The organism is Novosphingobium sp. Fuku2-ISO-50 (genome assembly GCF_001519055.1).
In the GTDB taxonomy this organism is placed as follows: domain Bacteria; phylum Pseudomonadota; class Alphaproteobacteria; order Sphingomonadales; family Sphingomonadaceae; genus Novosphingobium.
In genome coordinates, this window is record NZ_KQ954295.1 from 95,485 (window position 1) to 120,220 (window position 24,736).

General features: G+C 64.6%; 22 protein-coding genes. 3 read left to right on the top strand and 19 right to left on the bottom strand.

Features of this window, described 5'->3' with window-relative positions; all coding sequences use genetic code 11:
- Positions 1–124 precede the first annotated feature (124 nt).
- A complete protein-coding gene (locus tag AQZ50_RS20520; protein ID WP_231730306.1) occupies positions 125–1,324 on the bottom strand; it encodes a phage tail protein in 1,200 nt (399 codons plus the stop codon).
- 132 nt (positions 1,325–1,456) lie between these two features.
- Positions 1,457–2,944, bottom strand: a complete 1,488-nt coding sequence (cls, locus tag AQZ50_RS14185) for a cardiolipin synthase (protein ID WP_067747127.1) — start codon at positions 2,942–2,944, stop codon at positions 1,457–1,459.
- Positions 2,945–3,032: 88 nt separating this feature from the next.
- Between cls and AQZ50_RS14190 the strand changes: the two genes are divergently transcribed.
- Positions 3,033–3,779, top strand: a complete 747-nt coding sequence (locus AQZ50_RS14190) for an endonuclease/exonuclease/phosphatase family protein (protein ID WP_067747128.1) — start codon at positions 3,033–3,035, stop codon at positions 3,777–3,779.
- Positions 3,780–3,855: 76 nt separating this feature from the next.
- Here the strand turns inward: AQZ50_RS14190 and AQZ50_RS20755 are convergent, their stop codons facing one another.
- The 13 genes from AQZ50_RS20755 to AQZ50_RS21160 all read right to left on the bottom strand — a co-directional run bounded on the left by AQZ50_RS20755 (position 3,856) and on the right by AQZ50_RS21160 (position 20,127).
- Entirely contained in the window at positions 3,856–3,993 is a 138-nt protein-coding gene (locus AQZ50_RS20755) for a hypothetical protein (RefSeq protein ID WP_197412498.1), read from the bottom strand.
- 147 nt (positions 3,994–4,140) lie between these two features.
- Positions 4,141–4,953, bottom strand: coding sequence for a transglutaminase-like domain-containing protein (locus tag AQZ50_RS14200; protein WP_067747131.1), 813 nt, complete (start codon positions 4,951–4,953; stop codon positions 4,141–4,143).
- An 81-nt stretch (positions 4,954–5,034) separates the two neighbouring features.
- Positions 5,035–6,213 (bottom strand): cation:proton antiporter, encoded by a 1,179-nt coding sequence (locus AQZ50_RS14205; protein ID WP_067747132.1) that lies wholly within the window; start codon positions 6,211–6,213, stop codon positions 5,035–5,037.
- Between the two features lie 52 nt (positions 6,214–6,265).
- A complete protein-coding gene (locus AQZ50_RS14210; protein WP_067747134.1) occupies positions 6,266–7,033 on the bottom strand; it encodes a sulfite exporter TauE/SafE family protein in 768 nt (255 codons plus the stop codon).
- 76 nt (positions 7,034–7,109) lie between these two features.
- Entirely contained in the window at positions 7,110–8,324 is a 1,215-nt protein-coding gene (locus AQZ50_RS14215; protein WP_067747136.1) for a DUF1501 domain-containing protein, read from the bottom strand.
- A gap of 10 nt (positions 8,325–8,334) precedes the next feature.
- Positions 8,335–9,837, bottom strand: a complete 1,503-nt coding sequence (locus tag AQZ50_RS14220; protein WP_067747138.1) for a DUF1800 domain-containing protein — start codon at positions 9,835–9,837, stop codon at positions 8,335–8,337.
- A gap of 74 nt (positions 9,838–9,911) precedes the next feature.
- Positions 9,912–11,447: a DUF4139 domain-containing protein gene (locus AQZ50_RS14225; protein WP_231730307.1), complete on the bottom strand. Its 1,536-nt coding sequence runs from the start codon at positions 11,445–11,447 to the stop codon at positions 9,912–9,914.
- 5 nt (positions 11,448–11,452) lie between these two features.
- On the bottom strand, positions 11,453–12,970 hold the full coding sequence (locus AQZ50_RS14230; RefSeq protein WP_369801429.1) for a DUF4139 domain-containing protein: 1,518 nt from the start codon (positions 12,968–12,970) through the stop codon (positions 11,453–11,455).
- Between the two features lie 101 nt (positions 12,971–13,071).
- Positions 13,072–14,562: an oligosaccharide flippase family protein gene (locus tag AQZ50_RS14235; protein ID WP_067747140.1), complete on the bottom strand. Its 1,491-nt coding sequence runs from the start codon at positions 14,560–14,562 to the stop codon at positions 13,072–13,074.
- A gap of 36 nt (positions 14,563–14,598) precedes the next feature.
- Positions 14,599–15,480, bottom strand: a complete 882-nt coding sequence (locus AQZ50_RS14240) for a glycoside hydrolase family 16 protein (protein ID WP_067747141.1) — start codon at positions 15,478–15,480, stop codon at positions 14,599–14,601.
- Between the two features lie 83 nt (positions 15,481–15,563).
- The gene (locus AQZ50_RS14245; RefSeq protein WP_067747142.1) at positions 15,564–17,018 is read right to left on the bottom strand and encodes a hypothetical protein; all 1,455 of its coding nucleotides are present in this window, start codon (positions 17,016–17,018) and stop codon (positions 15,564–15,566) included.
- A gap of 268 nt (positions 17,019–17,286) precedes the next feature.
- Positions 17,287–19,482, bottom strand: coding sequence for a GumC family protein (locus AQZ50_RS14250; protein WP_067747143.1), 2,196 nt, complete (start codon positions 19,480–19,482; stop codon positions 17,287–17,289).
- Positions 19,483–19,998: 516 nt separating this feature from the next.
- On the bottom strand, positions 19,999–20,127 hold the full coding sequence (locus AQZ50_RS21160) for a hypothetical protein (RefSeq protein WP_255354627.1): 129 nt from the start codon (positions 20,125–20,127) through the stop codon (positions 19,999–20,001).
- Here AQZ50_RS21160 and AQZ50_RS14255 point away from each other — a divergent pair.
- Positions 20,126–20,671, top strand: coding sequence for a polysaccharide biosynthesis/export family protein (locus tag AQZ50_RS14255; RefSeq protein ID WP_231730308.1), 546 nt, complete (start codon positions 20,126–20,128; stop codon positions 20,669–20,671). The genes AQZ50_RS21160 and AQZ50_RS14255 overlap by 2 nt on opposite strands.
- 238 nt (positions 20,672–20,909) lie before the next feature.
- Here the strand turns inward: AQZ50_RS14255 and AQZ50_RS14260 are convergent, their stop codons facing one another.
- Positions 20,910–21,389, bottom strand: coding sequence for a hypothetical protein (locus tag AQZ50_RS14260; RefSeq protein ID WP_156427371.1), 480 nt, complete (start codon positions 21,387–21,389; stop codon positions 20,910–20,912).
- 598 nt (positions 21,390–21,987) lie between these two features.
- Here AQZ50_RS14260 and AQZ50_RS20760 point away from each other — a divergent pair.
- Positions 21,988–22,140 (top strand): hypothetical protein, encoded by a 153-nt coding sequence (locus tag AQZ50_RS20760; protein WP_197412499.1) that lies wholly within the window; start codon positions 21,988–21,990, stop codon positions 22,138–22,140.
- 151 nt (positions 22,141–22,291) lie between these two features.
- Here the strand turns inward: AQZ50_RS20760 and AQZ50_RS14265 are convergent, their stop codons facing one another.
- The 3 genes from AQZ50_RS14265 to AQZ50_RS14275 all read right to left on the bottom strand — a co-directional run bounded on the left by AQZ50_RS14265 (position 22,292) and on the right by AQZ50_RS14275 (position 24,609).
- Positions 22,292–22,891 carry a sugar transferase gene (locus AQZ50_RS14265; RefSeq protein ID WP_067747267.1) on the bottom strand — a complete coding sequence of 200 codons (600 nt, stop codon included), beginning with the start codon at positions 22,889–22,891 and terminating at the stop codon, positions 22,292–22,294.
- A 451-nt stretch (positions 22,892–23,342) separates the two neighbouring features.
- Complete coding sequence (locus AQZ50_RS14270; protein WP_067747148.1) at positions 23,343–23,606, bottom strand: hypothetical protein; 264 nt, start codon at positions 23,604–23,606, stop codon at positions 23,343–23,345.
- 208 nt (positions 23,607–23,814) lie between these two features.
- Positions 23,815–24,609: an NUDIX hydrolase gene (locus AQZ50_RS14275; RefSeq protein ID WP_197412500.1), complete on the bottom strand. Its 795-nt coding sequence runs from the start codon at positions 24,607–24,609 to the stop codon at positions 23,815–23,817.
- Positions 24,610–24,736: the final 127 nt, after the last annotated feature.

Consider the following 24,736-nt stretch of genomic DNA (forward strand, 5'->3'; position numbering starts at 1 on the left):
TATCATTATGCTGAATTTATAGAAATCTTCTGCAAGGGGGTTATTTTTGTCGATTTCATCAAAATTACGATACGATTTAATCCTAGCCATTTTATTGACTCCCTACTCCGAAGTATGGCACCACTCATCCCGATGGGCCAAGTTTATGATTTACAGCCATATTCCAAAGTGAAGTCCCCGTAATTGTGAGTGTAGTGCTTCCTTGAAAACCTACGAATGCGCCGCCACCTTCACCCGGACCAAGGCCAGCTTTACTAATTCCCGCCGAGGTGACGTTGCCCTTATAATCCACCGTTGCCGAGGCCGATCCCTGCGCAAGCCCAAAGGCGCTATCCGCTTCAGCATAGGATGACGTACCCCAGTCGAAAATCGTGTTGGGTACAGTTTTGGCGTACTGCCCAGTCACCCCCAAGCCTCCACCGACGTACTTTCCGATGGCCGCGCCATAAGCTCCTTGCAGGGTCACAACTACGCCAAAATCTCCCGGGTGAAGCGCGCTTGGGGCATTGACAACCGCCGAAAGCTGGCCGCTTCCGCCGACACCTCCAATTGCAGCGGCACTAAGGGTGGCGCCAGCCTGAACATTTCCATTCCCAAAGACAATTGGCGCGTAGTTTCCTGTTAAATTTATATTTACAGCCAGATCCGTCTCTGCAGCCACTAGGCTAAGTGTATATCCTGGATTCTGAGATTCAAATTGTACTTGAGACGCCACCCATGCATTATCGATAGGATGAAAAATATTTTCTGAATTACTATAGGACATCGCCTGTAGCTTTGACTCCAAATTGCTATTGCCGTTCTCAGTTGTAGGTATTGCCGTTACAAGTGTGGCAGACGATCCATCCCCAGTAGGCGGCGTCACCCCCCCGGACTGATCGAGAGCGCGCACGTTAACTGAAGTGGTCGATGTGGTGCCGTCTGCAAGAGTGACTGTTAATTGACCAGGAGTGTATTGAGTTGATCCATCTTCGGCCTCAATCGCGGTCGGAGGCGTAAACGCAGAGGTTGCACCACCCGCCTGTGCATATTGAACCCCGCCCGAGGTGTATGTCACCGTTGGCTGTGGCACCTGGAGCGCCTGCGCGCTGGTATCCTGGCTCCCACTGATACTCCCGGCGACGGCATTACCGATGGTATTGCCAAGTATATGTGACCCGGCAGGGTCATAGCTCCATATACGATTTATTTCTTTGCCATACAGTCGGTTATGCCACGCATTGCCCGACACGAAACGGCGGGCACGGATTTTACTCCCAAACGCGGTCTTGGGCGCGGGAGGCCCAATGGGCCGAGATGGGATGATGCGGACAGCCCCGGTCATGCATCGGAGTGTGCCGCGATCCCTGCGCGACGGCAAGAGGAGTAACGGGCGAAGTTCACCGAATTCGGCAAGGTCAATGCGCCCAATTCACTTGGCGATCAGCGGCTTCCCGGATCAAGGCCGGAAAGAGCCCTACAACAGCGGCCCGGCGAGGCGGAGGAGGTTTTCGAGGAAGCGTTGAGCGCGCGGGCGGGCGGACCAGGCGGCTTTGTCGATCATCGTGCTGCGCGCGGCATAAGTGTCGATGATGGTATCGAGATCGGCGCTGATCTGACGGTCATAGAGGATCAGGCTGAGTTCGAGATTCAGGTAAAAGCTGCGCATGTCCATGTTGACTGTGCCGAACAGCGTGACGCCTTCGTCGATCAGGACCGCCTTGGCATGGAGCAGTCCGCCGGTGAACCGCCCGATGGCGACGCCCGCGCCGAGCAATTCCTCGTAAGACGCCTCGCTCGCATATTGGCCGATCCGCGTGTCGACTTTTTCGGGAACGATGATTTCGACGGCGACGCCGCGTTTGGCCGCCGATTTCAGCGCAAGCAGAACGGCCTGATCGGGGATGAAATAGGGCGTGACGATGCGCACGCGGCGGCGCGCGTTGAAAATGGCGGCGACGATGAATTCAAAGATCGTCGCATCGGCCATTTCCGGCCCCGACGGCAGCAACTGCATCAAGATCCTGCTGTCGGGAGAGGCCGCCTTGCGCGCGTCGAAGGGCAATGCCGGCAAGTCCCTGTCCTGAGCCCTGTTGCCGATAACCGTGCGCCAGTCTTTGGACTCGGGCGTATCAAGCAGGGCGTCGGCATTGAACACACAGGCAATCGCATCGACCATCTGCCCCTCGACGCGCATCATCAGGTCGATCCATTCGCCGACGTGGCTGCCGGATTTGAACAGATGCGGATCGACGAGATTGAAGCTGCCGGTATAGGCAACCGACCTGTCGCAGATCAGCAGCTTGCGATGGTTGCGCAAATCGGATCGCTTCGAAAACGACTTGATCACCGCGACCGGCAGCGAGTGGATCACGTTTACCCCTGCGGCCCGCAGGCGCGCGGGCCATACCGAGCGAAAGAACGGCTTGCTGCCGTAATCATCGGCCAGGATCGTGCATGAAACGCCGCGCGACGCCGCCCGGAGCACCGCGTCCAAAATCGCTTCGACCCGCCCGCTCGGATCGATGATGTAGAATTCCAGGCAGCAATCGCTTTGCGCCCGATCGATGTCGCGGCCCATGCTTTCCAGAATTTCGCCTGCATCGGTCAGGATGGTATACGCATTGCGCGCCAGCACGGGAAAGCCGCTCTCGCGCGCGATCGATCCTGCCAGCGCACCGAACGGTTCGGCGATCCCCGCGAGATCTACGCCGTCCGCGCGTGCAACCGCATAAGCCTTCTGGTAATAGCGGCGAATGCGCTGGCCGATTTTCAGCCGGCGCTGGCCAAGGCTATGCGCGCCAAACAGGCCATAGAGCACCGGCCCGGCGATCGGCATGGCAATCAACACGACAATCCATGCCAGTGCCGTATTGACCTGCAGCTTGCGATAGAGAATGCGCAGCGACAGCGCGAACGCCAGACCGACGTGGATCAGGAGCGGGGCTGAAATCGATGAGATCAAGTCTGCTCCCCCACAATTCCGCAACGGCGCCCTACCATGTCTTTGCCCGGAACAGCGTCTTTCCGCAAACGGCGAAAGTCGACCGCCGATGAAGCTGCTGACATGGAACATCCAGGCCGCCATCGGCACCCGGCGCTATCGCGATTACCTTTTGCACGCGCACCGGCAAATGATCCACACCCCGTCCAAGGCGCTTGCCTTGCGCGCGATCGCCCGGGAAATCGCGCCATTCGACGTGATCTGTCTACAGGAAATCGATCTGGGCGGGCGGCGCGCGGGCTATCGCTCGCAAGTCGAGACAATCGCGGCGGAATCGGGGCATGCCCATTTCGCCGTGCAACAGAACAGGATCGTTCCCGGCATTTCGCGCCATGGCAACGCCATTCTCAGCCGCTGGCCATTGCATCTTGTCCACGACATCAAACTTCCGGGCCGGGTTCCGGGGCGCGGCTGCCTGATTGTCGATATTGACGGTCCTGCGGCGCTGCGCGTCGCCTGCCTGCATCTGAGCCTGGGCGCGCCGTCGCAATTGGCGCAGCTTGCCGCCGTTGCCGATGGCCTGCGCGCGGCGCGCGACTGGGTGGCGATGGGCGATTTCAATTGCGGGGTCGGCAGCGCACCGCTCGACGCCTTTTGCACGATGGCGGGCGGCAGGCTGGCGCCGTCATCGCCCGATACGTACCCCTCGTGGCAGCCGCGCCGCGACTATGACCATATCGTGAGCAGCAGCGAGCTGCCCCTCACGCACTATCGCGCCGAAACCGCGATCCTGTCGGACCATCTGGCGGTATCGGCGCGTGTCGCGGTTCCCGACCTGTCGGCACGGAAAGAATGATCGAGGAGGCATGATCGCGGGGGGGATGATCGCGGGGGCTGGGCGCGCGATACGCGCTCGGCCCCCGACCGGGTCATTACATCCGGTCGCGCTGTTTGCGCGTGGCGGCGAGGACGGGCGAGGTTTCAAGCGGCTGAAGGCCGACGCTGGGCTTTGACTTGGCGGCCTTGGGCTTGCGGACTTCGCGATTGCTGCGCTTTTGCGATTTGGCCATGGTGAAAAATGTCCTGTTGGATGCCGGATCGACATCAGGGGGCGCAAACGCTGCCCCACGTTCGCGGGCGGACCTGAGTCCAAAAATTCCGCGATGCGCCATCATAGCACCGATCGGGCAAGTCCCGGCATCAATTCGCCGCCGCGATCATCCGAGCCGGTCTTCATCGGTATAGATTTCAAAGCGGGTCAGCGTAACCGGCCCGAACGTGGTGACCAGCGCCGCATCGGCCGCATCGCGCCCGCGCGCCATCAGGATACGCCCGCGCCGGGGGAAATTGTGCCTTGCGTCGAACACATACCAGCGCCCTTCGAGCCAGACTTCGAACCAGGCGGAAAAGTCCATGTCGCCGACAATCGCCGGCAAATCCATGTCGCCCAGATAGCCGGTGCAATAGCGCGCCGGAATGTTCATGCACCGGCACAGCGCGATCGCCAGATGCGCATAATCGCGGCACACGCCGACTTGTTCGTGAAACACGTCCCACGCGGTCTTGGTCGGGCGCGCGGCCAGATAGTCAAAGCGGATGCGTTCATGAACAAACGTCACGATCGCCTGCACCATGCCCCAGCCCGGCTGTACGGTCCCGAACAAGTCCCACGCGATCTGGGTCAGCCGGTCGGTTTCGCAATAGCGACTGGCGAGAAGATACATCAGCACTTCGTCGGGCAATTCGGCCAGCGGTACGGCCCGCGCATGGGGCACGACGGCATCGGGCTCAAAGCTGTCCTCGATCACGAAACCGCACGAAATGGTGATCCCGCCGGGCGGCATGGTAAACCGGCTGCAGATATTGCCGAAGCTGTCGACATAGTCGTAAATCGGCACATCGGGCGTCGTGAAAATGCGCTGTGCGGTGCGCAAATCCTTGTTGCGAGAGGCATGGACGCTCAGGTTGGCGAGCATCGGCACCGCCTGTTGCGACGCAAAACCGATGTCATATCCGGCGCGGATCAGCATGGCGGCAGGCTTTCATGAGAGAGTGAACCGCACCCTCGCACCGCCCGCCCCGGCTGGCAACGGCCTTGAACGCGCCCCTGGTCATGTGCCGACGCTTCGTTTCAGCAAGAGCGGCACGGTCAGCCCCTGAACAAAGATCGAAAAGGCGACAACGGCAAAGGCCGCGCCGACCAGCGCGTCATGCTCGGGCAGGCTGACCGGCGCGCCCAGGGCCAGCGCCAGCGCCAGCGCGCCGCGCAATCCGCCCCAAAACAGGATGTGTTGCGTCAGGCGGTCGACCGCCAGACGGCTGTTCCGGAACAGCCGGGCAATCGGATAGATCGCCGCCGCGCGCCCGATCAGCACCGCCGCCGTGCCGATCACCGCCGGGAGCCAGTACGAGCCGAGCGGCTGCGCCCCTTCGCGGCAGCCGATCAACAGGAACACCACCGAATTGGCCAGGAACGCCGCAAAATCCCAGAACCGGATCACGGCTACGCCGCCCGCCTCGGTCAGCATGCGCCCCTTGCCCCAATTGCCCACCAGCATGCCCGACGACAGCGTCGCCAGCACGCCCGAGACATGCAGTTCCTCGGCCAGCAGGAATGCGCCATAGGCCGCCAGCATGGTCAGCGTGATCTCGACAAGATGATCCCCCGACCGTCCCGCGACCATCATCATCGCGCCCCCCACCGCCAGCCCGAGCAGAACCCCGCCGCCCACCGTCATGATCAGCGCGAGCGCGATGGGGCCGGGCCCGACCGCCGAGCCCGCGATCCATGCGGCGACCAGGGCAAACAGCACCGCCGCCGCACCGTCGTTGACCAGGCTTTCGGCCTCCATCAGAAAGTGCAGCCGTTGCGGCGCAGCCTGATCCTTCATCATCGCGATCACCGAAACCGGGTCGGTCGCCGCGATCAGGCTGCCGAACAACAGCGAAGCCGGCCAGCCCCAGCCTGCCGCCAAATGCATGCACAAGGCCACCACCAGCGCCGACAGCAAGGTGCCGCCAAACGCCAGCGACAAGACCAACGCGCTCTCGCGGCGAAACTGCGCCCAGCCGAGATGCAGCGCCGCTTCGAACACCAGCGGCGGCAAAAGTACGGTAAACACCAGTTCCGGAGTCAGCTCGATGCCGCTCTTGTACCCCGACAGGCTGAGCCCCACCCCCGCAATCACCAGGCCGATGGCATAAGGCTGCCCCAGCCGACGGCACACGGTCGCCACCAGACAGGCGATGAACAGCAACAGCCCGAGCGCAACGATGTCGACGTGATGCATGGCGAAGCGCCTCTCGTGTACGCGCGCTGGTTACCAGCCGAAGGCGGACGGGTCAGAATCCGCCATGGAACAGCCCGATGGTCAAGGCGATACCGATGCCGACGACGACAAAGCGCAGCGCGCGTTCATTCACGCGGCGCAGCATGTGCGCGCCGAGCCAGCTGCCGGCGAGCGCGCCGACCATGGCGACCGTCATCGCCAGCCAGCGCACTTCGCCCGACACGAGGAAAATCAGCACGGCGGTAAAATTCATCACCCCGGCCAGCATGTTCTTGGTCGAAGCCGCCGCGCGCACCGGCACACCGCTGAGCGCCAGCGCGGCCATCATCAGGAAACCGATGCCCCCGCCGAAATAGCCGCCATAGATCGCGATCCCCATCTGCACCGCGCCCGCCGATACCGGCCCGAGCGGGCGCGCGCCGCCGCCTTCGTGCGGCGCCTTGCGAAAGAACGAGCCCCAGGCAAAGGCGGCGGTGGCAAACAGCACCAGCCACGGCACCATGCGGGCAAAGACCTGCGAAGGCGTCAAAAGCAGCAGGACCGCGCCAAGCACCCCGCCGATCAGGCTGATCACGGTAAGCGCGCGCAACGACAGGCTCGCCGTACCCGAAGCATGCGCCCGGCCAAGCCAGCCACCCGTCACCTGCCCCGGAAACAGCGCCACGGTCGAGGTGATATTGGCCGCGCGGGCGTCCATCCCGGTCAGCATCAGCACCGGCAAAGTGATGAACGAGCCGCCGCCCGCCAACTGATTTTGCGCACCCGCCCAGACCGCGCCGACCAACAGCACGCCAAAGTGAAACAGCAAGGGTGAATTCATCGGTACGCTCGCAGGAAAAAGGGGATCGCGGGCGCGGTACTCCCGATCGGGAGCGATGAAAACCCTTTACAATCGGTCAGATCAGATCGAGCCGCGCCGGGGCCACGCCCGGAAAAATCGTCGCCAGTTGCGCCTTGTTCAGCCCGTATTGCCGATGCCACAGCCCCCCGATCAGCGCGCGATAGTCGGTCAGGACCGGCAAATCACGACCCTGGTTCAAGGTTTCGGGGGCCACGCGCACTTGCGGGCCAACCATGCGCCCGCCCGCGACTCCGCCACCCAGAACCCAATAGATGCTGCCATGGCCATGGTCGGTGCCGCGATTGCCGTTTTCGCGGAATGTACGGCCAAATTCGGAAAGCACCACGACCACGCTCTGCCGCCAGGCCTCGGGGCCGAGCGCGGCGGCATAAGCGGCAAGGCCGCGCCCCAGTTCGCCGACCCGACCCGCCAGTTGCCCTTGCGCGCCGCCCTGGTTGACGTGCGTATCCCACCCGCCGACATCGACAAAGGCAAGGTTGTATGTGTCGCGCATGACCAGCCCGATGCGCTGCGCCGCCGCCTCGAACCCGCGCGCGGCAATCGCGCCGCGCCCACTGCTGCGCATGTCTTCCTCGATCGTATGCCAGACGGTGTCGCGCGCAGAAAAACCGGCATGGATCGCCGCATCGAGATCGATCCCGCCCAGCCGCTGTCCGCGATACATCGCGGCGATCATCGCGGTTTCGGCATCGTCGATCGGCGGCTTGCCATTGCCGCCAAGCGCCAGATTGGGGATCATCGGCCCGCCGCGCAGGATCAGCGGCAAAGTGTCGGAAAAAGCGATCGTGCGTTTTCCGCCTGTACCGAGCACATCGGCCAGCCGCCCCATGAAACCCGAGCCATAGCGGCGTGAAGCCTGAACGGGCTGGCCCATCTCGATGGTATCCTGCGTTTCGAAATGGCTGCGGCTCATGTCGTCGGTCCCCGCGAACGGGACAAAGGCGATCTGCCGCGCCGCCCACAGCGGGGCCATGCTGTCGCGCAAGGCGGGATGCAGGCTCCAGTCGGCATCGAGCGGCAAGGCCGCCTGCGGATTGGCCGGATCGGGCGCCGCAAGCGCGATCGTCGGGCGGGCCTGATGGTAAAAGGCATTGCCGGTCGGCGCGATCACATTGGCCGCGTCATAAGCCCCGCGCAGAAACACGAGCAGGAACCGCGTGCCCGATGCGGCAGGCGCGGCGATGGCCCCGCCCCCCAGCAGCGAAAGTCCGACGCCACCGGCCAACATGGTGCGACGATCAAGCATCATCGGTCCTCCTTCATCGCCGCATGAATTCGGGGCTGGCCAGCAGCAGCATGTTCCACTGCGGCGAGGACACCGCGCGGTCGAGCACGGCGCGGGTCTGCGCGCCGATGGTGCGGTCAAACCCGGCAAACCACAGCGCATTCTGCAATTGGGGAAAGGCCGGTTCGTCCGCCCCGCCCGGCTCTCGCGCCTTGAACAGCCCCGCCGAGCCGTTGCCGATCGCCTTGGCGATTTCAAAGCGCGTTTCCATCTGCCCCGGTCCCGTCCAGGCCGCAGCGTCAAGCGGCCAACCGTCGGGCGTTTCGCGGCCATAAGGCGCCTCATCCATGCGGCGCAGCCAGTTCAGGATCGGATCGGCATTGCGGATCACCCGCCCGCCATAGGCATAGCGCACGGCCGAAAGGACATAATGCATCGGATCCTTGAACCCCTGCCCCAGCGAGGCGCGAAATTCATCGGAGCGCAAGACCACTGCGACGACGCGCGCGATCGTGCCGTCGCTCGCCTGCCATTGCGCGCCCATCGCATCGACCAGCGCGGGCGACGGATCATGGCCGAGCAGAAACAGCGCCAGCTTGCGCGAAACATGCGCGCGCGTCGCCGGGGCATCGGCCAAGATGCGGATTGCCTGCGCCACTTCGCCCCAGCCGGAGCCGTGGATGGTCTGGCCGAGCAGTACCTTGTCGCCGAAATCATGCCGCGCCGGATTGAATTCGAACAGCCCGTCGCGGATATAAAGCGCGGCCTTGTCCGGCGGCAGGCGCGGCGCATCCGGAGTCAGCCGCACGCCCACGCCCGTCAGGATGCGCGCCAGTTCCTGCACGTCCTTCTGGCTATAGCCCGATCCGACGCCAAGCGTATGCAGCTCCATGATTTCGCGGGCATAGTTTTCGTTGATATGCCCGGCGGCGTTCTGATCGTTGTCGAGATATTGCAGCATCGCGGGCTGGGTCACCGTCGCGGCCAGAAGATCGCGAAAACGGCCCAGGGCATGGCTGCGCAAGGCATCGTCCCACCCGCCGAGCATCGCGCGAATCTCCCGCTTTTGGCCATGCACGCTGAAATGGTTGGCCCAGAACCAGGTAAGCTGTTCGCCCAATTGCGCCGGGGAATAGAGCGCGCGCACAATCGCGCGCGTCGTCGCCTCGCGGTAGAGATCGGCCATATCGGCCTGCCACTGCTTGTCGGCGGCGGCCTTGGCATCGGGGTCGGCCATCGCGGCGATCGCGCGGCGCCGCTCGGTCATGTCCATGACGATCTGCGCCATCGGCTGACGACTGATCCGCATGTGCGCAATCGCCTGCGCAGCGGCGGGCGGCAGGGGCGCATCGATTGGCACGGCCAGCGCGGCAACCGGATCGCCCGCCGTCGGTGCGGGTTCATCGCCGCGCGGGCCCCAGCTCAACCGCTCGGCCATCACCAGCCGCGACGGGGTGAGTGGCGACGGGGCATCCGCCGCATCGGCGACCGAGGCGCACAGGACCAATCCGGCAGCAAGGACGCGTGTCCCGATCATACCCACACCATCCAGCAATCGGCACCGATCCGGATGATAGCGCGGCAATGTTTAGCGGGACGTGAACCGCACGATCAGTCGTCTGTCAGGCGATAATGCAGCGTGACGCGGCCACGCGCGGGAACCGCCAGGGCCCAGACGCGATGTCCATCCTGCAGGCCAAGCGGCGCAGAGGAATCGCGGATCGCCGCCGATGGTGTCTGCCTGAACGTCCCTTCGAAACGGATCGCAAAAGGATTGGCATTGCTGACCGTGACGGCCATCATGCGCCCGTCCTTGCGCCTGTGCGTGACGATCTGCCGCACGGTCACGTGCGGCGTCTGGGCGGTGCCGATGTCCACCCGGTCGCCGAGCGCGCGATCGTCGAGCGCGCCCTCGCCGACCACCAGCGCACCCGCTCCCCGATCCAGCAGCACGCGCACCCGCCCGCCGGGCAGCGCAAGACCCAGCCCCTCGGCCTTCCGGTTGCGTGTGCGCACCATCAACCGCGCCGGGCCCTGACCGATCAATGCGTCGAGCGCTGCGGTATGCAGCACTTCGACCGCAATCGGGCGCGGCTCGAACAGCGCGACCTGTTTCTGGCCGCGCGCCGCAACCATCGTCGGCAGCGGCAGGCGATAGAGCTTCAGATCGCCAAGATCTTCCGCCTCGGCCACGACCGCCTTGCGCATCGCCGTCACCATGATCTCCGCCCTCGCCATGGGGGCCGGCACCGCCATCGCGATGACGGGCGGCGGCGGAGCAACTATCGGCGGTGACGGCGTCGCGCGCGGGAAACACTGATACGTCAGGTCGCCGTCATCATCACGCCGATCGCGCGTCTCCGAAAAATGGGGCTTGCCCGCGACGACCGCCGCCATGGTGTGCGGAAAGCTGGTGACATCCGCGCTCGCCAGCGTGACCCAGGCGCTCAGTGTGGCGTGCCGCAGGTCGGGCGCGAGCTTCAGCACATAGTCCGCGCGCCAGTCATAGTCCCACGCCAGATAGGCCAGCCGGACCCGCACGTGCGCGGGCGCCGGGGCATCGGTCGCGATCGACAGCGTGGGCGAGGCAAACAGCCCCTCGGGCACGCCCGGATAAGCGATCGAATCCGAGAATGGGCCGCAAGTCATCGCTTCAAAGCCATGATCAGTCTCGACAATCGCCCCGCCATCGGGGGCCGAACGGATCACCGCGCGCTCTTCGCGGGTCTTGCCGGTGGCCGGGTCCTGCCGCCGCAAAGTGACCGGGCGCCCGAACCATCCCGCATAAAGATGGCGCGGCGAAAGCGCCAGCGCATCGAGGTTCTTTTCGCGCACGCCTGTGGGCAGCCCCGACACGATCACGCTTTCCGCCAGCATCCCCGCCGCGACACCGGGGAAGCGGATGACCGCAGGCCCGGCGGGCAGATCGATGTCGCGCACCTCGCTGATCAGCGCGTAGCCCTGCAACCAGCGCGGCGGATTGCGCGCATCGGTCGCCGCAGCACCGAACCGATCGTCCGGCGCGCGATAGATCGTGACACTGGTCTCGAGCGGCGCCGAGGCCGCGACGACCGCCGCCTCCCCGCCCACCGCGCGGACGGGAAGCAGCAGGAGCCCGGCCCAGAACAGGCGCGCACAATAAGCCACGGCGATCAGTTGCGCGTATCGAACGTGACGGTCAGCACGGTTTCGCCTTGCGCAGGCACCGCCACTTGCCAGACGCGTTCGTCGAGCGTGCGCTGTTCGCCGGGCAGGCTTTCCTGCGGCACGCGGGTATCATGCCAGCCGGTATCGAGCCCGGCTTGCGCGACTTCGACCGTGATCGGCCGGGCCTGCGCATTGGTGACACGATATTGCATCGTCGTCTGCCAATGCGTGACCGCCATATCGACTGTCGCAATTTTGGGCGCCTTGCCCTCGCCGGTCACGCGCCAGCGTGCGACCCGCTCCCATTCGCCCGCCTCGATCTTCGCGCGCTTGACCAGTGTCGGCTGAACCTTGACGTCGAAGGCCTCGCCCGTGGGCAGCGCGAGCGTCGATCCCATCGGCGTGTGTTCGATCGCCTGTTCGCCGATGAACTGCGGCTGCCCGCGCGCATCGCGCATATAGACGCGCACCATCCCGGCGGGCAGTGCATCGCCGACGCCGTCCTTCGCCCCGGTCGAAAACCTGATCACGCTTTGCGCGCCCTGCGGGTCGGCGGCATTGCCCGGCCCGTCGTTGCGCCAGTCGTTGCGATAGCGATAGATCTTGCGCGCCGGGGCTCCTTTCACGTCGAGAAATGAAACCTGCTTCTGCTGCGCATTGGCGAGCGTGGTGCGCCCGGCGATGGGGTAGACATAGAAATCGCCCAGCCGTTCGCGCCCGCTCGCTTCGGTGCCCGCGACTTCCATTTTCGGCGCGCGCGGCATGTACCGGCGGTTGGGCACATTTTCGCCGTCCCCCAGCGTATTGGCGACTTCGCCCGCCACGAGCAGGACATGCGCCCGGTCAAAACTGGTCCCGGTGGTGTTGTTGAGCGTGATCCAGCCCTGCACGTCGATATGGCCCGCCCCGTCCGCGCTGCCCGTCTGATCGAACAGCGCAACATAGTCCGCCTTCCACGAAAAGCCGTGACTGAGATAGCTGAGCGTGACCGCGCGCGCGCCCGAATGCCCCGAATCGAGCCGCACCGACAGCGTCGGTCGTGCCTTCAGCCCCGGCGGCAATCCGGGAAAGACCAGCCGCGAATGGCCGATGTCGCCCAGCACTTCGATATGCCCGCCGACCTCGATCAGCGTGCCGTCATTGTTGGCCAGCACTTTGGCCGGTTCGCCGCTATCGACGCCGGTCGTCGGATTGGTGTGCATCAAGGTGACCGTCTGGCCCACCGTCTTGTCGAGCAGGCGCGCCGGCGACAGCAGGTCATAGTCGAAATTCTGTTCGAGGATCGTTGCCTCGGGCACGGTCAGCGTCACCGTTTCGGGCTGAATCGCCGCCGAGACATCGGGAAAGGCCAGTTCCACCTCGCCTTTGCCCGGATCGATCCGCCGCACGTCCTCGATCAGCGCGAGATCGTTGTTGTAGATCGTGACGGATACATCGCCCTGCGCAATCGCCTGTACGGTCGATTGCGCGTTCGCCGCCCCGGAAAGCAGCGCAAGGAGCCCCGCGCCTGCCATTCGTGCCATGCCCGTCATCGTCTCGTCCCTTCGCCAGCCTTGGCCTGCAAGGCTAGCGCGGGCCGCGAAGAACCACGAGCAAATTGTTGTGCGTCAACGTGTTCTGGCAATCAGGCCAGACGTTCCATCCGGCGCAGCGCCTTGCGCAAGGGGGCAAAATCGAGCACCAGCAGCACGATCCCATAGGCAAGCAGCCCGACCGCGCCCGTGGCAATCGCCATGACTTGCCACGGCGCGCCCCACAACGCCCCCTGCCCCGCTTGCCCAAACCGGGCGCGCAACACCATGACCACCGCAGCCAGCGCCATCGCGGCGGCCAGCGGGCGCCAGGCCTGACGCCACAGATCGGCCCGCGACAGCCGCGCCACGCGCCCGAGCACGACCACCGTGATCGCAAAGACCAGCACCACCGCCAGCGCACGCGCCATGATCGCGCCATAAAGCCCGAACCGCAAAATCAGGATCAGCGCAGCGGGCAGCTTGATCACCATTTCGGCAAAATTGATCCACCAGGTCAGCCGCGTGCGCCCTTGCGCCATAAGCAGCGCCGAGGTGACCGGCGTGACAAACACCGGGATGATCAACACCACGAGGTATTGCAGGTAATCGGCTGAAACCGCCCATTTTTGCCCGAGCACCATGATCACCAGCGGTCGCGCCAGCAGGCTGGCGAGGATACACACCGGCAAGAGCAGCGCGATCAGGATGGCACACGTCGCCAGCACTTTGTCGCGCGGCGCCTCCCCCTTGCGATTGATCACCGAAAAGGCCGACATCAGCGGGCGCCACAGCGGCACAAGGATGATCTGATTGGGCAAGTTGGCGAGGTCGCTCGCCATGCTGAACGCACCGAGCGAGGCGGGCGAGACAAAGCGGCTGAGAATCAGGCGGTCAAATTGCCAATTGAGCGCGCTGATGATCTGCGATGCGGAAACCCAGCCGAGAATCCCCATGAATTCGCGCCAGCGCGCCAGGCTCAGCCGGGGCACCATCGGCGCGATCAGGTATGAAACGACCATCATGACCAGCGGCCCGGTCACCGTGCCCGCCACGATCGCCCAGTAATTGCGCAAGACCAGCGCCGCGATCACTGCAACGACCAGCGCCGCAAACTTGCCCGCCAGTTCGATCGCGACATCCTGACGAAAATTGAGCGCGCGCGAATAGAACGCCAGCCCCGGACTGAGCATCCCGCGCATGAACGGCGACAGGCTGAGCACGAGGATCAGCGCGGCCAGCCCCGGCTGACGAAAGAACATCGCCGCAGGCCAGGCGATCAGCGCCATGACCACGGCAAGCGCAAGCCCCCGGATCAGGCTGAGCGTGAAGGCCGTATCGAGCATCGCCCGATCAGGCTCCTGCGCGCGCACCACGACTTGCGCCACGGGCAGTTCGAAAACCGCCTCGATCACCTGCATCAGCGACATGGCAATCGCCACCAGCCCGAAATCGGGCGGAGTCAACAACCGCGCCAGCACAAGCAGGGCCGCAAAATCGAACAAGCGCGACACCAGCCGCGATCCGATCAGGAGTATGGCCCCTTTCGCGGCGCGCTGCCCGACTTGCCCGCCATGATCTTCCGACACAGCCTGCACCGTCATGCCCGCGCCGCCGCGCCGCAAACCGCCCGCGCGCGATCAGCCACAATGCCCGCCGGGGCGATAGGCATAGACATGGACGTATTTCACATCGAGCACCGATGGGTTTGGCGTATTTTCGATCGAATACCCCGACCCCAGCGCCAGATTGACCAGCGGGATCAAGGGAAAGACATGGCTCTTGGGCGTATCGGTCTGCCACACGAGCCGCCGATCGAGATAATAGCCGATCGTTTGCGGGGTCACCTTGATGCCATAATCGTGGAATGCGGTGACCAGGCTGTCGGGACGGACGGAAACCGTCGATCCGCCATGAAGCTCGGTCGCCTTGTCATGCGTCCACAGATGCAATGACGTGTGATAGGTCTCTGGAAACTGGCCGTAATATTCGATCACGTCGAGTTCGAGCGAGGGGCGCTTGTCCCCCTGAGGGCGCAAACTCGCAAGCCAGAACGCGGGCCAGGTGCCCGGCCCCGGCGGCATTTTCATGCGCGCCTCGAAATAGCCATAGCGTTCGCCATGGCCGTGCCCCGCGCCGTCGCCCGCCGCAATCAGCCCCGATTGCCAGCGACCATTGGCCATTTTGCGCGCGGTGATGTGCAACAGGCCATGGTCGACTGCAAACGGACCATCGGGCCCGGGATCGGCAAAGCGCGCATCGCCGAAATCGCCATTCCACGGGGTATGGGCGATCCAGTTCGCCTTGCCCGCGGTGTCTTTCCCCCCGGCCGCTTTACCCCCGACATCCTTGCCGCCCAGATCGCGCGCAACCACGCGAAAGTCGGCGAAATCCTCAAAGAAACTGGGGGTCATCCCGCACATGTCGAGTTGATCCCGTTCGGGGCGGGCACTGGCCGGGGCCATTGCGCCAAGGCTTGGCAGGAGCAGGCACAGCGCAAGGCGCAATCCGGGCAGTCGCATGATAATTCCTTGAAAGACGCAATGCCGTGAGTGTCGACCCGAGCACCGGCGCAAAACCGCCCACCCTGATCACCCGGCAGGGATCAAACTGTCGCCAGCGTGGCGACCGGCGACAAATCGAGCACTGACCGGCCGACGCCGCGCGCGCTGCGGCTGCGCAGCGCCAGCGCCGCGCCGCTGAGCAAGGCAAAATCGCTGCCCGGATCGCAATTGGGCGCCGTCACGCCGGCTATCACGATCGCCATCAGCATGGCCCAGGCACAAGCCCCCGCCACCGCCAGGTCCGGGTCGGCGATGGGGATATAGGTCGACCAGCGCAGCGGCTTGAACGCGGTCAGGCAATGCGCGGCGAGCGCAACCGCGCCGATCACCCCGACACAGCCGAGCACCGCCGTAAACAGGCTCGACGAGCGGAAGCTGCCCGGCCCGACGCCGATGCCCCAGGTTTCGACAAAGGCCTGATACCCCTGCATGGCCCAGAACCTGCGCTGAATCCCCGATTCCGAAGACATCTTGTCGAACAGCAAATGCTGCGCAAACGTCATGATCCGTTCGACCAGTTGCGGCTGCCAGATCAGCACGAGCCCGCAAGCCACGACCGCGCCGATCGCCAAGGCCCCGAGCCAGAGCGCGCGATCCGCCGGCATCGCCCCGGGAATGACCAGACTGCGCAAGGCCAGCAGGCCAAACCAGACGGCAAGGGCAACATAGGCCGTGGCCGACGTGCTGGCGAGCAGAGCCGCCCCAAGGCACAGCGCCGCCGCCCCCGTCAACACCGGCTCCACCCGGCGCAGCCAGCATTCGGCCAGAAACACGAACCAGATCGCGCCATAGGCGGCATAGCTGGACGGTTCGGGCGAAATCCCCGACATCCGCGCCACGCCTTCGATCTGCTGATCGAGCTGCGCATAGCTGCCGTTGCGGAAAAACCCGAGCGCGAGGTCGATCGCAGTACCCTTGCCGAGCACCGACAGAAAGCCGACCGCGCAATGGATCAGGCCGACCACCGCCATCGTGCGTACCAGCGTGACGCGGCCCGCCGGCGCCTTGCACGCGACATGGGCCACGACCGCCGCCGCGAATGTCCCCATCAGATAGACCGACGAGGTCAGATTCTGCGCCGAGGGCCCAAACGGCCGCGTCGCCAGCAGATAACTGAGCCGACTGGTATAAGTCGCCCCGCTTTCGGCGCGCAGCGGAGCAAAATCGAACCGCCCGCCAAACAGGCGTGGCCCGATATAGGCCATGATCACGCCATAGGCGACAAACACCAGCAGCCAGACATTGGCTTCGACCGCGCGCGCCGTGGCGCGAAGCTGGCCCGACCCCGGCACGAGCAGGCGCATGGCCATGAACAGCAGCGCGAAATCGAGCGGCGGGATCGACGACCCCGATCCGAGCGAGCCCAGCACGATCGCCGCAGAACCGGCAAACAGCGTAGTGACCAACAGGAAGGCAAACATCGCCTCGACACTGCCGGCCAGAAACAGGGCCAGGCCGACAAGGATCTGGATGGCGCCGATGATTGTCAGTTGCATGACCGAAATCCCGGTAAGAGGTGCCCGCGCTCAAGGGTGGCTGACATGATCGGTGCGCAGAAGCCCGGAGGTCTCTGGCCGATCGTCCACCCGATGCGGATCGAAGGCGCAGGCTGAAAAGGCAGCGGGCGATGGCGGCGGTGGCCCGTGAAGGGATACGCGATGGAACCCGTGGCCAACCGCTGCCGACGTCCGTCCCGGCCCCGGCATCAGGCCGGGCAACCGGGTCTGGCGAGCAGGAAGCATGCCTCCTGCCCGCCATGATCGATCAGGAATAATAGCGGCGATAGCTGTGGTAGAAGGCATCTTCGCCATAGCCGAACCGCGCCTGTTTGCGCATGTCGACCCGAGTCAGCGCGACGCCTGCCAGTTGCACCCGGTTACCCGGCAGCAGGCGCAGCGCCGCCCGCAGCGCGCTGTCGGGTGTCTTGCGCCAGCGGACCACGAAGACCGAGGCGTCGGCCTTGCCCAGCACCAGCCGCGCATCGGCAATCGGCAGCACCGGCGCGGTATCGATGATCACCGCGTGATACTTCGCACGCGCCGTTTCGAGCAGCCGATCCATCTCGTCCCCGGTCAAGAGCTCCGGCGCGTCGGTCGTGTCGCGCGAAACCGGCAGGATCGCGAGCCCGGTTGCCGGATCGACCGAGATGGCCGCATCGAGTTCGACTTCACCGCGCAGCACTTCGATCAATCCGGGGCGCCCTTCGCGATCGGGCACGAATTCGCTGACCCCCTGGCGGCGCAAGTCGCAATCGATCAGCAGCACGCGGTCGCCCGAAGCCGCCATCGAGCGGGCAAGGCAGATCGAGGTGGTGGTCTTGCCTTCATCGGGCAGCGACGAGGTGATCGCGATGACTTTGGCGTTGGTCGTGTTCATCGCAATCGAAGCGCGCAGCGAGCGGAAGCTCTCGGCAAAGGCCGAGCGCGGGCTCTCGATCAACGCCTCGGTCGGACTGGCCTTGCGACCGCGCACCATGACCGAGCCCAGCGACGGGATCGAGCCGAGATAGCGCACGCCAAGCCGTTGTTCGATGTCATCGCCAGTCGTGATCCCGCTATAGTTCAGCTCGGCCAGAAACGCGGCGGCGACCCCCAGCCCCAACCCGACCGCAAACGACAGGATCAGGTTGATCAGGACATGCGGGCTGTCGGGCACGAGCGGCACCGAGGCCGGATGCAGCATCTCGGCGTCGGCCTGTTCGGTGCCTTCGCGCGCGGTCAGTTCCTTGTAACGGTTGAGATAGCTTTCGTAGAGCGCGTTCGACGTTTCGGCCCGCTTTTCCAGATCCTGCAACCCGGTCTTGGCCGAATTGCTGATCGCCAGCGCGCCGCGCGACTGTGTCAGCGAGCCCGACAGCGAGGCCAGCCGCTGGTCCGAAGCTTGCGCCTTGGCCTCAAGCCCGGCGATCACGCGCCGGGTTTCACCGGCGACCTGTTCGTCGAGCGCGCGCAGCGTGGCGCGCGCCTTGATCACATCGGGATGGAGGCTGCCATAGCGTGCCTGGAGCGAGGCGAGCTCGCCGGCCGCCGTCGCCTGTTGCGCGCGCAGCGCGGCAATTGCGGGCGAGGCGAGCGTTTCGCCGACATTGCCGCCGTTGGCCGCACCGGCCTGCTGGTGCCGCGCCGCATCGAGCCGCGCCGCATCTTCGGCCTGTTCGGCGCGAGCGCGCGCCAGTTCCTGATTGTAGGCAGAGATTTCCTGCTCGGTCAGCGTGCCCTGGTTGGTGCTGAGCAAGTTGTGCGCGATGCGATAGTTCTGTTCGGCGGCACTGTCGGCCAGCGCCTGGCTGCGCAGTTGATCGAGCCGCGCAGCGATCATCCCGGTGGTCTGGCGCGCACCGTCGCGCTTGGCATCGAGCGCGCCGCGCGTAAACTGTTCGGCAAAGGCATTGGCCACTTTGGCCGCCTGATCGGCGCTGCGGCTGTCATACGTGATGCCGATGTCATAAGTCGAGCCGATGCGCTGCACATTGAGATGCTTGCGCAGATAGTCGATCGTCGCGAGGCGCGCCGCGCCGCGCCCGGCCTCGGCGACGATGCGCGGATCCTTGTCCAGCCCCAGACGATCGATCACCGCGTTCATGTTGTCGCTCGACGTCACTTGCGCAACTTGCGTGTCGACAAAGGCGTCGGTGGGGGCCTGCTGCTCGGTCACGCGATCGTTGGTGCTTGCCGGCGCGATCATCGCGGTCTTGTTGCTCAGCGTGACATCGGCATGGGCGACATAGATCCGCGGCTGCAACGCAGTGACAATCGCGCCGATTGCAAGCGATCCCCCCAGCACCGAGACAAACAGGCCCGACCGGCGGCGGAAAATGCCGATCAGGAATTTGAGATCGATGCGGTCGTTTCCGGCGACCGGCACCGCACGCGGCTCTGCCAGCCAGGCCGGCAGGACATCGCCCGGGCCGCGAAGCGCACCGACGGCGCTCGAGTCCAATGTGTTGACAGCGGTGCTCACCCTTATGCTCCTTCGCTGACGATTCGGCACAGATGGCCCGGCAGATGTGCCGCGCGATCGCAAACCGAACGGGTTTTCAAAAAACCAGTCTGATGCCCTACGTAATGCCGTGCCCCGGGATGCCGTATCCGTGGGAAAGGACATCCGTAAGCTGCGAGAGTCAGACTAGGCGACCGCGCCCGTCGCGAAAGGCGAAGCATATCCGCAGCGGAGGGAAAACGGGGCGGTCGGGTCCGGCGGCAGGGGGGCGCGCCGTGCCGCGGCAGAGACCCGACCTGCCCCCCGCCGAAGCAGCGCCGACATCTGACGGTTACGCGCGCTACGCACCGGCACAACTCGGGAAAAGCGCTTAGGAAACTGCCTCAGGAAGGCGCGGAAAGTGCCGCGTCACCCTCACCGGGGCGAGGCCGGACGAGCCATCGGACCGGTCAGAAACGGCGCGGGAATATCTCCATGCCGGATTTTTCGTTACGGCGCGACCGATTGAGCTTTTCCGCGACAGGCATAAAAACAAGGTCAGCGGCCGCCACCGGGAAAAGCATCTTCCGATCGGGCATTCGCCGTCATTTCAAGGTTATTGCGGGAATAGATGGGGAATAACATGCGCACATTCACGATTACGGTTGCAACGGCGGCCTTGATCATGCCGTTTCTTTCCGGATGCAGCGAAGGCAGAGTCGCGCCGCTCGCCTCGGCCAGCGCAGCACAAAACGGCTCGGCACAGGCCGGCGGCTATCACCTGGGCGCAGGCGACAAGCTGCGGATCACGGTTTACAACGAACCGGCGCTGACCGGCGAATACAGCGTGACACCGGCAGGCGCTGTCGCGTTTCCGCTGATCGGCACGGTCAATGTCGCCGACCATACGATCGAGCAAGTCACCGCCGACATTACCCACCGGCTCGACGGCGGCTATGTCCAGGATCCGCGCGTCAGCGTCGAAGTGCTGAACTTCCGCCCGTTCTATATCCTCGGAGAAGTCAACAAGCCGGGCGAGTATCCGTATTCGTCAGGTCTGACCGTCGACAAGGCCGTCGCACTGGCCGGCGGCTTTACCTATCGCGCCAATTCCCGGGTCGGCTTTCTGCGCCGGGACAACGGACCGGCGGAAGGCAGCGTCGCGCTGCGCGGCACCCCTGTCGCGGTTCAGCCCGGCGACACGATCCGCATTGGTGAACGCTATTTCTGACGCGCGACGCCAAGCGGTCGATCCGGAAATCGCAAAACCACCGGCATGGATCGCGTTGGTGCCGATCCAGCTTGGCCTGAGCCGGGTTGGCAGCGCCTGACAGACCTTCGGACAACGCCGCTCTGCAGCGACAACGCCTGACGCTAGCGGATTGTTTTTGACATTTGCATCCCGCCATCCGGATAGCACGGCCGCAAATGTCAAAAACGGACCACGTGCCAGCCTCACGAGCCACGCGTCAGGCGCCGCGTTGCCACCAGCCGGTGTGGCCAACCACCGCCCGCGCCGCGACCATGTCCGGCGCCGGCAGGCGCGGCAGAAAACGGCGGCCCCGCCAAGCCTGCGCATGATCGCGCCGGTGTCGAAATTCGGCGGCAGCGCGCGACGCGAATTTACCCCGCCGCGCACAGAACCGATCCGGGCTGCCGGGCGAGCCATGCACGGCGTAGTGCACGGAATGCACGGCAGTACGCGCGCCGCCTGCAAAACGCCTTCGGCCGGGCAGCCGCTTGCCCCCGCTGAAGACCGCCACCGGCCCAATTGTCAGCGGCGGGTCAATTGGGGCATCCGCCTCCAGCCGGGCCTGCGCAATGCAGGCATCGGCCGCCGCGCAATTTCGCATGAAGTGCGCCCATGATCTGAACCCCGCCTGATCTGAACGCACGCCGCCGATTGGCCGCCAGCGCGACTCGAGCGACCGTCGCCGCACGGCTTTCACGCGTCAGGCGCCCAAAACCGATCTCCAACGAAACCCGCCATGCCAAAGTACTGCATCCGTTTTGGAGAAGGCGTCAGGCAAGGCCCTGCCCACCGAGCCCGCCGCAACCTGCAAAAATCGTGGCCGCTCCGATCTCCAGGCTGCACCGCGGCTCACACTGCAGCGCCACACAAGACCTGACCCAGGCTTCGCAACCCCGCATCCGGCTGCGACTTTCTCCATCCCGCACTGCGACATTGGCGGCCTGCCAATACAGGTACTCCACCAATGCTCCATTTTGGTTTTACGCCACCGACACTGGATAGCCCCGGATGACGACAACAGATGCCGTACCAGGATTGCCAAAGGATTGGGGCTCGATTACCTGTTTATAGGCGCTTTTCCCGTAACAGCGGGATTGACCGTTAAGAGGTTCGCCCGGTCCTTCAGCTTTGCTGCCGGGTGATCGAAAACAAGGCGGCAGCGGATCGGGAGGAAATATCCCCCTTTCGGCAATCAAGCCGCAGTAACTGTCAAGATGTCACGCATGAAAGCCGCGCCATATTACGGGGCCATATTACGGGGCCATATTACGGGGCCATATTACGGGGGATGTCGAGTGGACAAGATTATCTGGAGCGAAAATTCGCGCGACACGCCCTACACCATGGGCGAGCGCGGCGGGCTCGATGCCGCGCGCGGACAGATCATCGGACTTGCCATCAGCCAAGTGTTCTGGCTGGGCCTGGCGCTTGCCTGGGCACGCTTTTGAGCCGACCAGGCTCGTCCTTACACCATCCGAGTGACGCGCAAACATGGGCCTCGCGCCGCTTGCGCGCGAACCGGACCCGCAAAACCCGCATTTAGGCCACGAAATCCGACCGCGCGCCTGATCGCACAATAGCGCCGATCCCGCGCGGCAATCACCAGGCCCCCCGGCCACTCAACACTGCAGGCACCGTCCGCACGAGAATGAGCAAATAGAGCCGTAGCGAGCGCCCACGGGCAAAGGCGACATCGAAGGCCACCCGACGACGATAGGACGTATCGGCATCGCGCTGGACCTGCCACAGCCCGGTCAGCCCCGGCCGTACCCGGCAATAGATCGCAAAGTGGCGCCCATAGCGGGGAATTTCCGATTCCACGATCGGGCGCGGCCCGACCAGGCTCATGTCGCCGCGCAACACATTGAACAACTGCGGCAATTCATCGAGACTGGTCCGCCGCAAAAAGCGACCGATCGAAGTTATCCTCGGATCATGCCGCAGCTTCTGACTGGTCTGCCATTCGGCCCGCGCCGAAGGATCACTGTCCAACAGGGCCTTGAGCTGGGCGTCGGCATCGATCGCCATGGTGCGAAACTTCAGGCAGGCAAAGCGCCGCCCATGACGCCCCACCCGGCGATGCGCAAACAGCATGGGCCCCCGGCTTGTCACCTTCACCGCCAGCGCCACCAGTGCCATGACCGGAAAGGCCAGCATCAGCGCAAGCAAGGCCCCGAGAATGTCCAACGCCCGGATCATGCCGTCGGCCACCAGCATCCCCGGCAGCGTATCGGTCGCCGGATAGTGCCGCGGCGCCGGATGAGCGGCCGCCAGACCATCCGGCCCCATACCCTCCGCCCCCATACTCTCCAACACTGCGGGCTCCGACGATATGGCCCGCATCGCCACGGCCCTTGGCGGAACGGCCCTGGCCGCACCGGGCGCGCCCGGCGACGACGACACGCCCGCCTCAGCCTGATCGGAACTGTCCTTCGGGGGAAGTGCCTGCTCTGATACGGGCAGAGGGGCTGCGGCATTGACGGTCATTCGCGGGCGCAACGGGCGTCTCCCTCTTGCTCGGCCGATCGCGACAGCGCGATCACACAAAGCGCAAGATGAAGGGCGCAAGCCCGCAGGTCAGCGAGGGAAAGACCCGGGACGGTTGGATTGGGACTTCGTTACGTGCCGAAATCGCGCCCGGACCGACGCATCAGCGCAGATATCCCAGCACCCAGAAAATCAGCACCCACAGCGCGCCGGAGCAGACCAGCGGCAGAATAAGCCGCAACCATACCGGATAGAGCATGACGGCCGAATCCCGGATCTCTGTCGGACTTTCCGCAAAAGCCCAGAGATTCTGGTGCATTCTGTGGACCGGCGACGCGACAAAGCCATCGCGTTCGCCGGCCGGGCGCGGCTGGGCGCGTGCTTCGTCTTCGGGTTTGGGAAAATGGCGGTATTTGCGCTGCGGCATGGCGTCACCTCGACATGAGGCGAAATACCGCGACGCAGCTTAAGCCCCCCGCTTCGGCATATAGGGATTACCACGCAGCGACCGTGCCCGCAGAGCCGCTGCATGGTTCACTTCATTATCGAGCAGTTTTGAACTGTTCCAGTGTAGTGGATCTGAAATTCGCACCGCACCTGCCCGCTTGGGGTACGCGAACTTCAGATTCGGCCCACTAGCCGCGCGCTGCGCCATCGAGCGGCTCGCCATCGACAGGGTAACCCGCGTCGGACGGAATCACCAGCCAGCGCACCCCGTCGCGCTCTTCCATCCAGGGCGAAATCGTCTGGATCGGGGTCGCCAGCGCATGGTCGCGCACGGCCGCGAAATCGGGCCACAGCGCCAGTCGTTCGAGATTGCGCCGGGTCGGGAAGATCACCTTGATCCGTCCCGCATCCGCCAGATCGAGCGCCTCTTGCGCCGTGGCCCAGAACAAGTGCTGCGTCTCGGTGGCATCGGCGGCCAGATCGAGCGCGCCGGTCCCGACATCGGCCAGATAGAACCGCGTATCATAGACGCGGATCTCGCGATGGCGGGGCCACCAGCGCGCAAAGGGGATCAAACTGTCAAAATCGATCGCCCAACCTTCATCGGCCAGAATTGCCCCCAGTGTCTCGCCTGCGAGCAGGCGCCGACGCGCGTCGATCGCGCGAGGGGCGGTGACGGTTCCCTTTACACCGACGACAAGCCCGGATTCCTCCAGCGCTTCGCGCACGGCCGCGATCCGTGCCGCGGCATCGTCGGGATCGAGGTCCGCAGCCTCCGGCAGAGAATCGGCCAAGGCACGATCGGCGGGATCGACCGCTCCCCCCGGAAAGACGGTCGCGCCGCCGGCAAAAGCCATCGCCCCCGACCGTTCGAGCAACAGCAGTTGCGGCGGCCCGCCGTCTGCATTGCGTCGAAACACCACCACGGTTGCCGCCGGTCGCGCCGGCGGAGCATCCTCTACCCAATCGCTTGTTCTTGTCATGGCAACAGGATGATACGCCCGGACGATCTTGCCAAGGGGGACATGCGCCGCCCTGACCGAATTCCGAAACTGTCGGCATGCTTTACACCTGCCCATCGGCGCTCGTGCAGATCGCGAAAAATTGCAC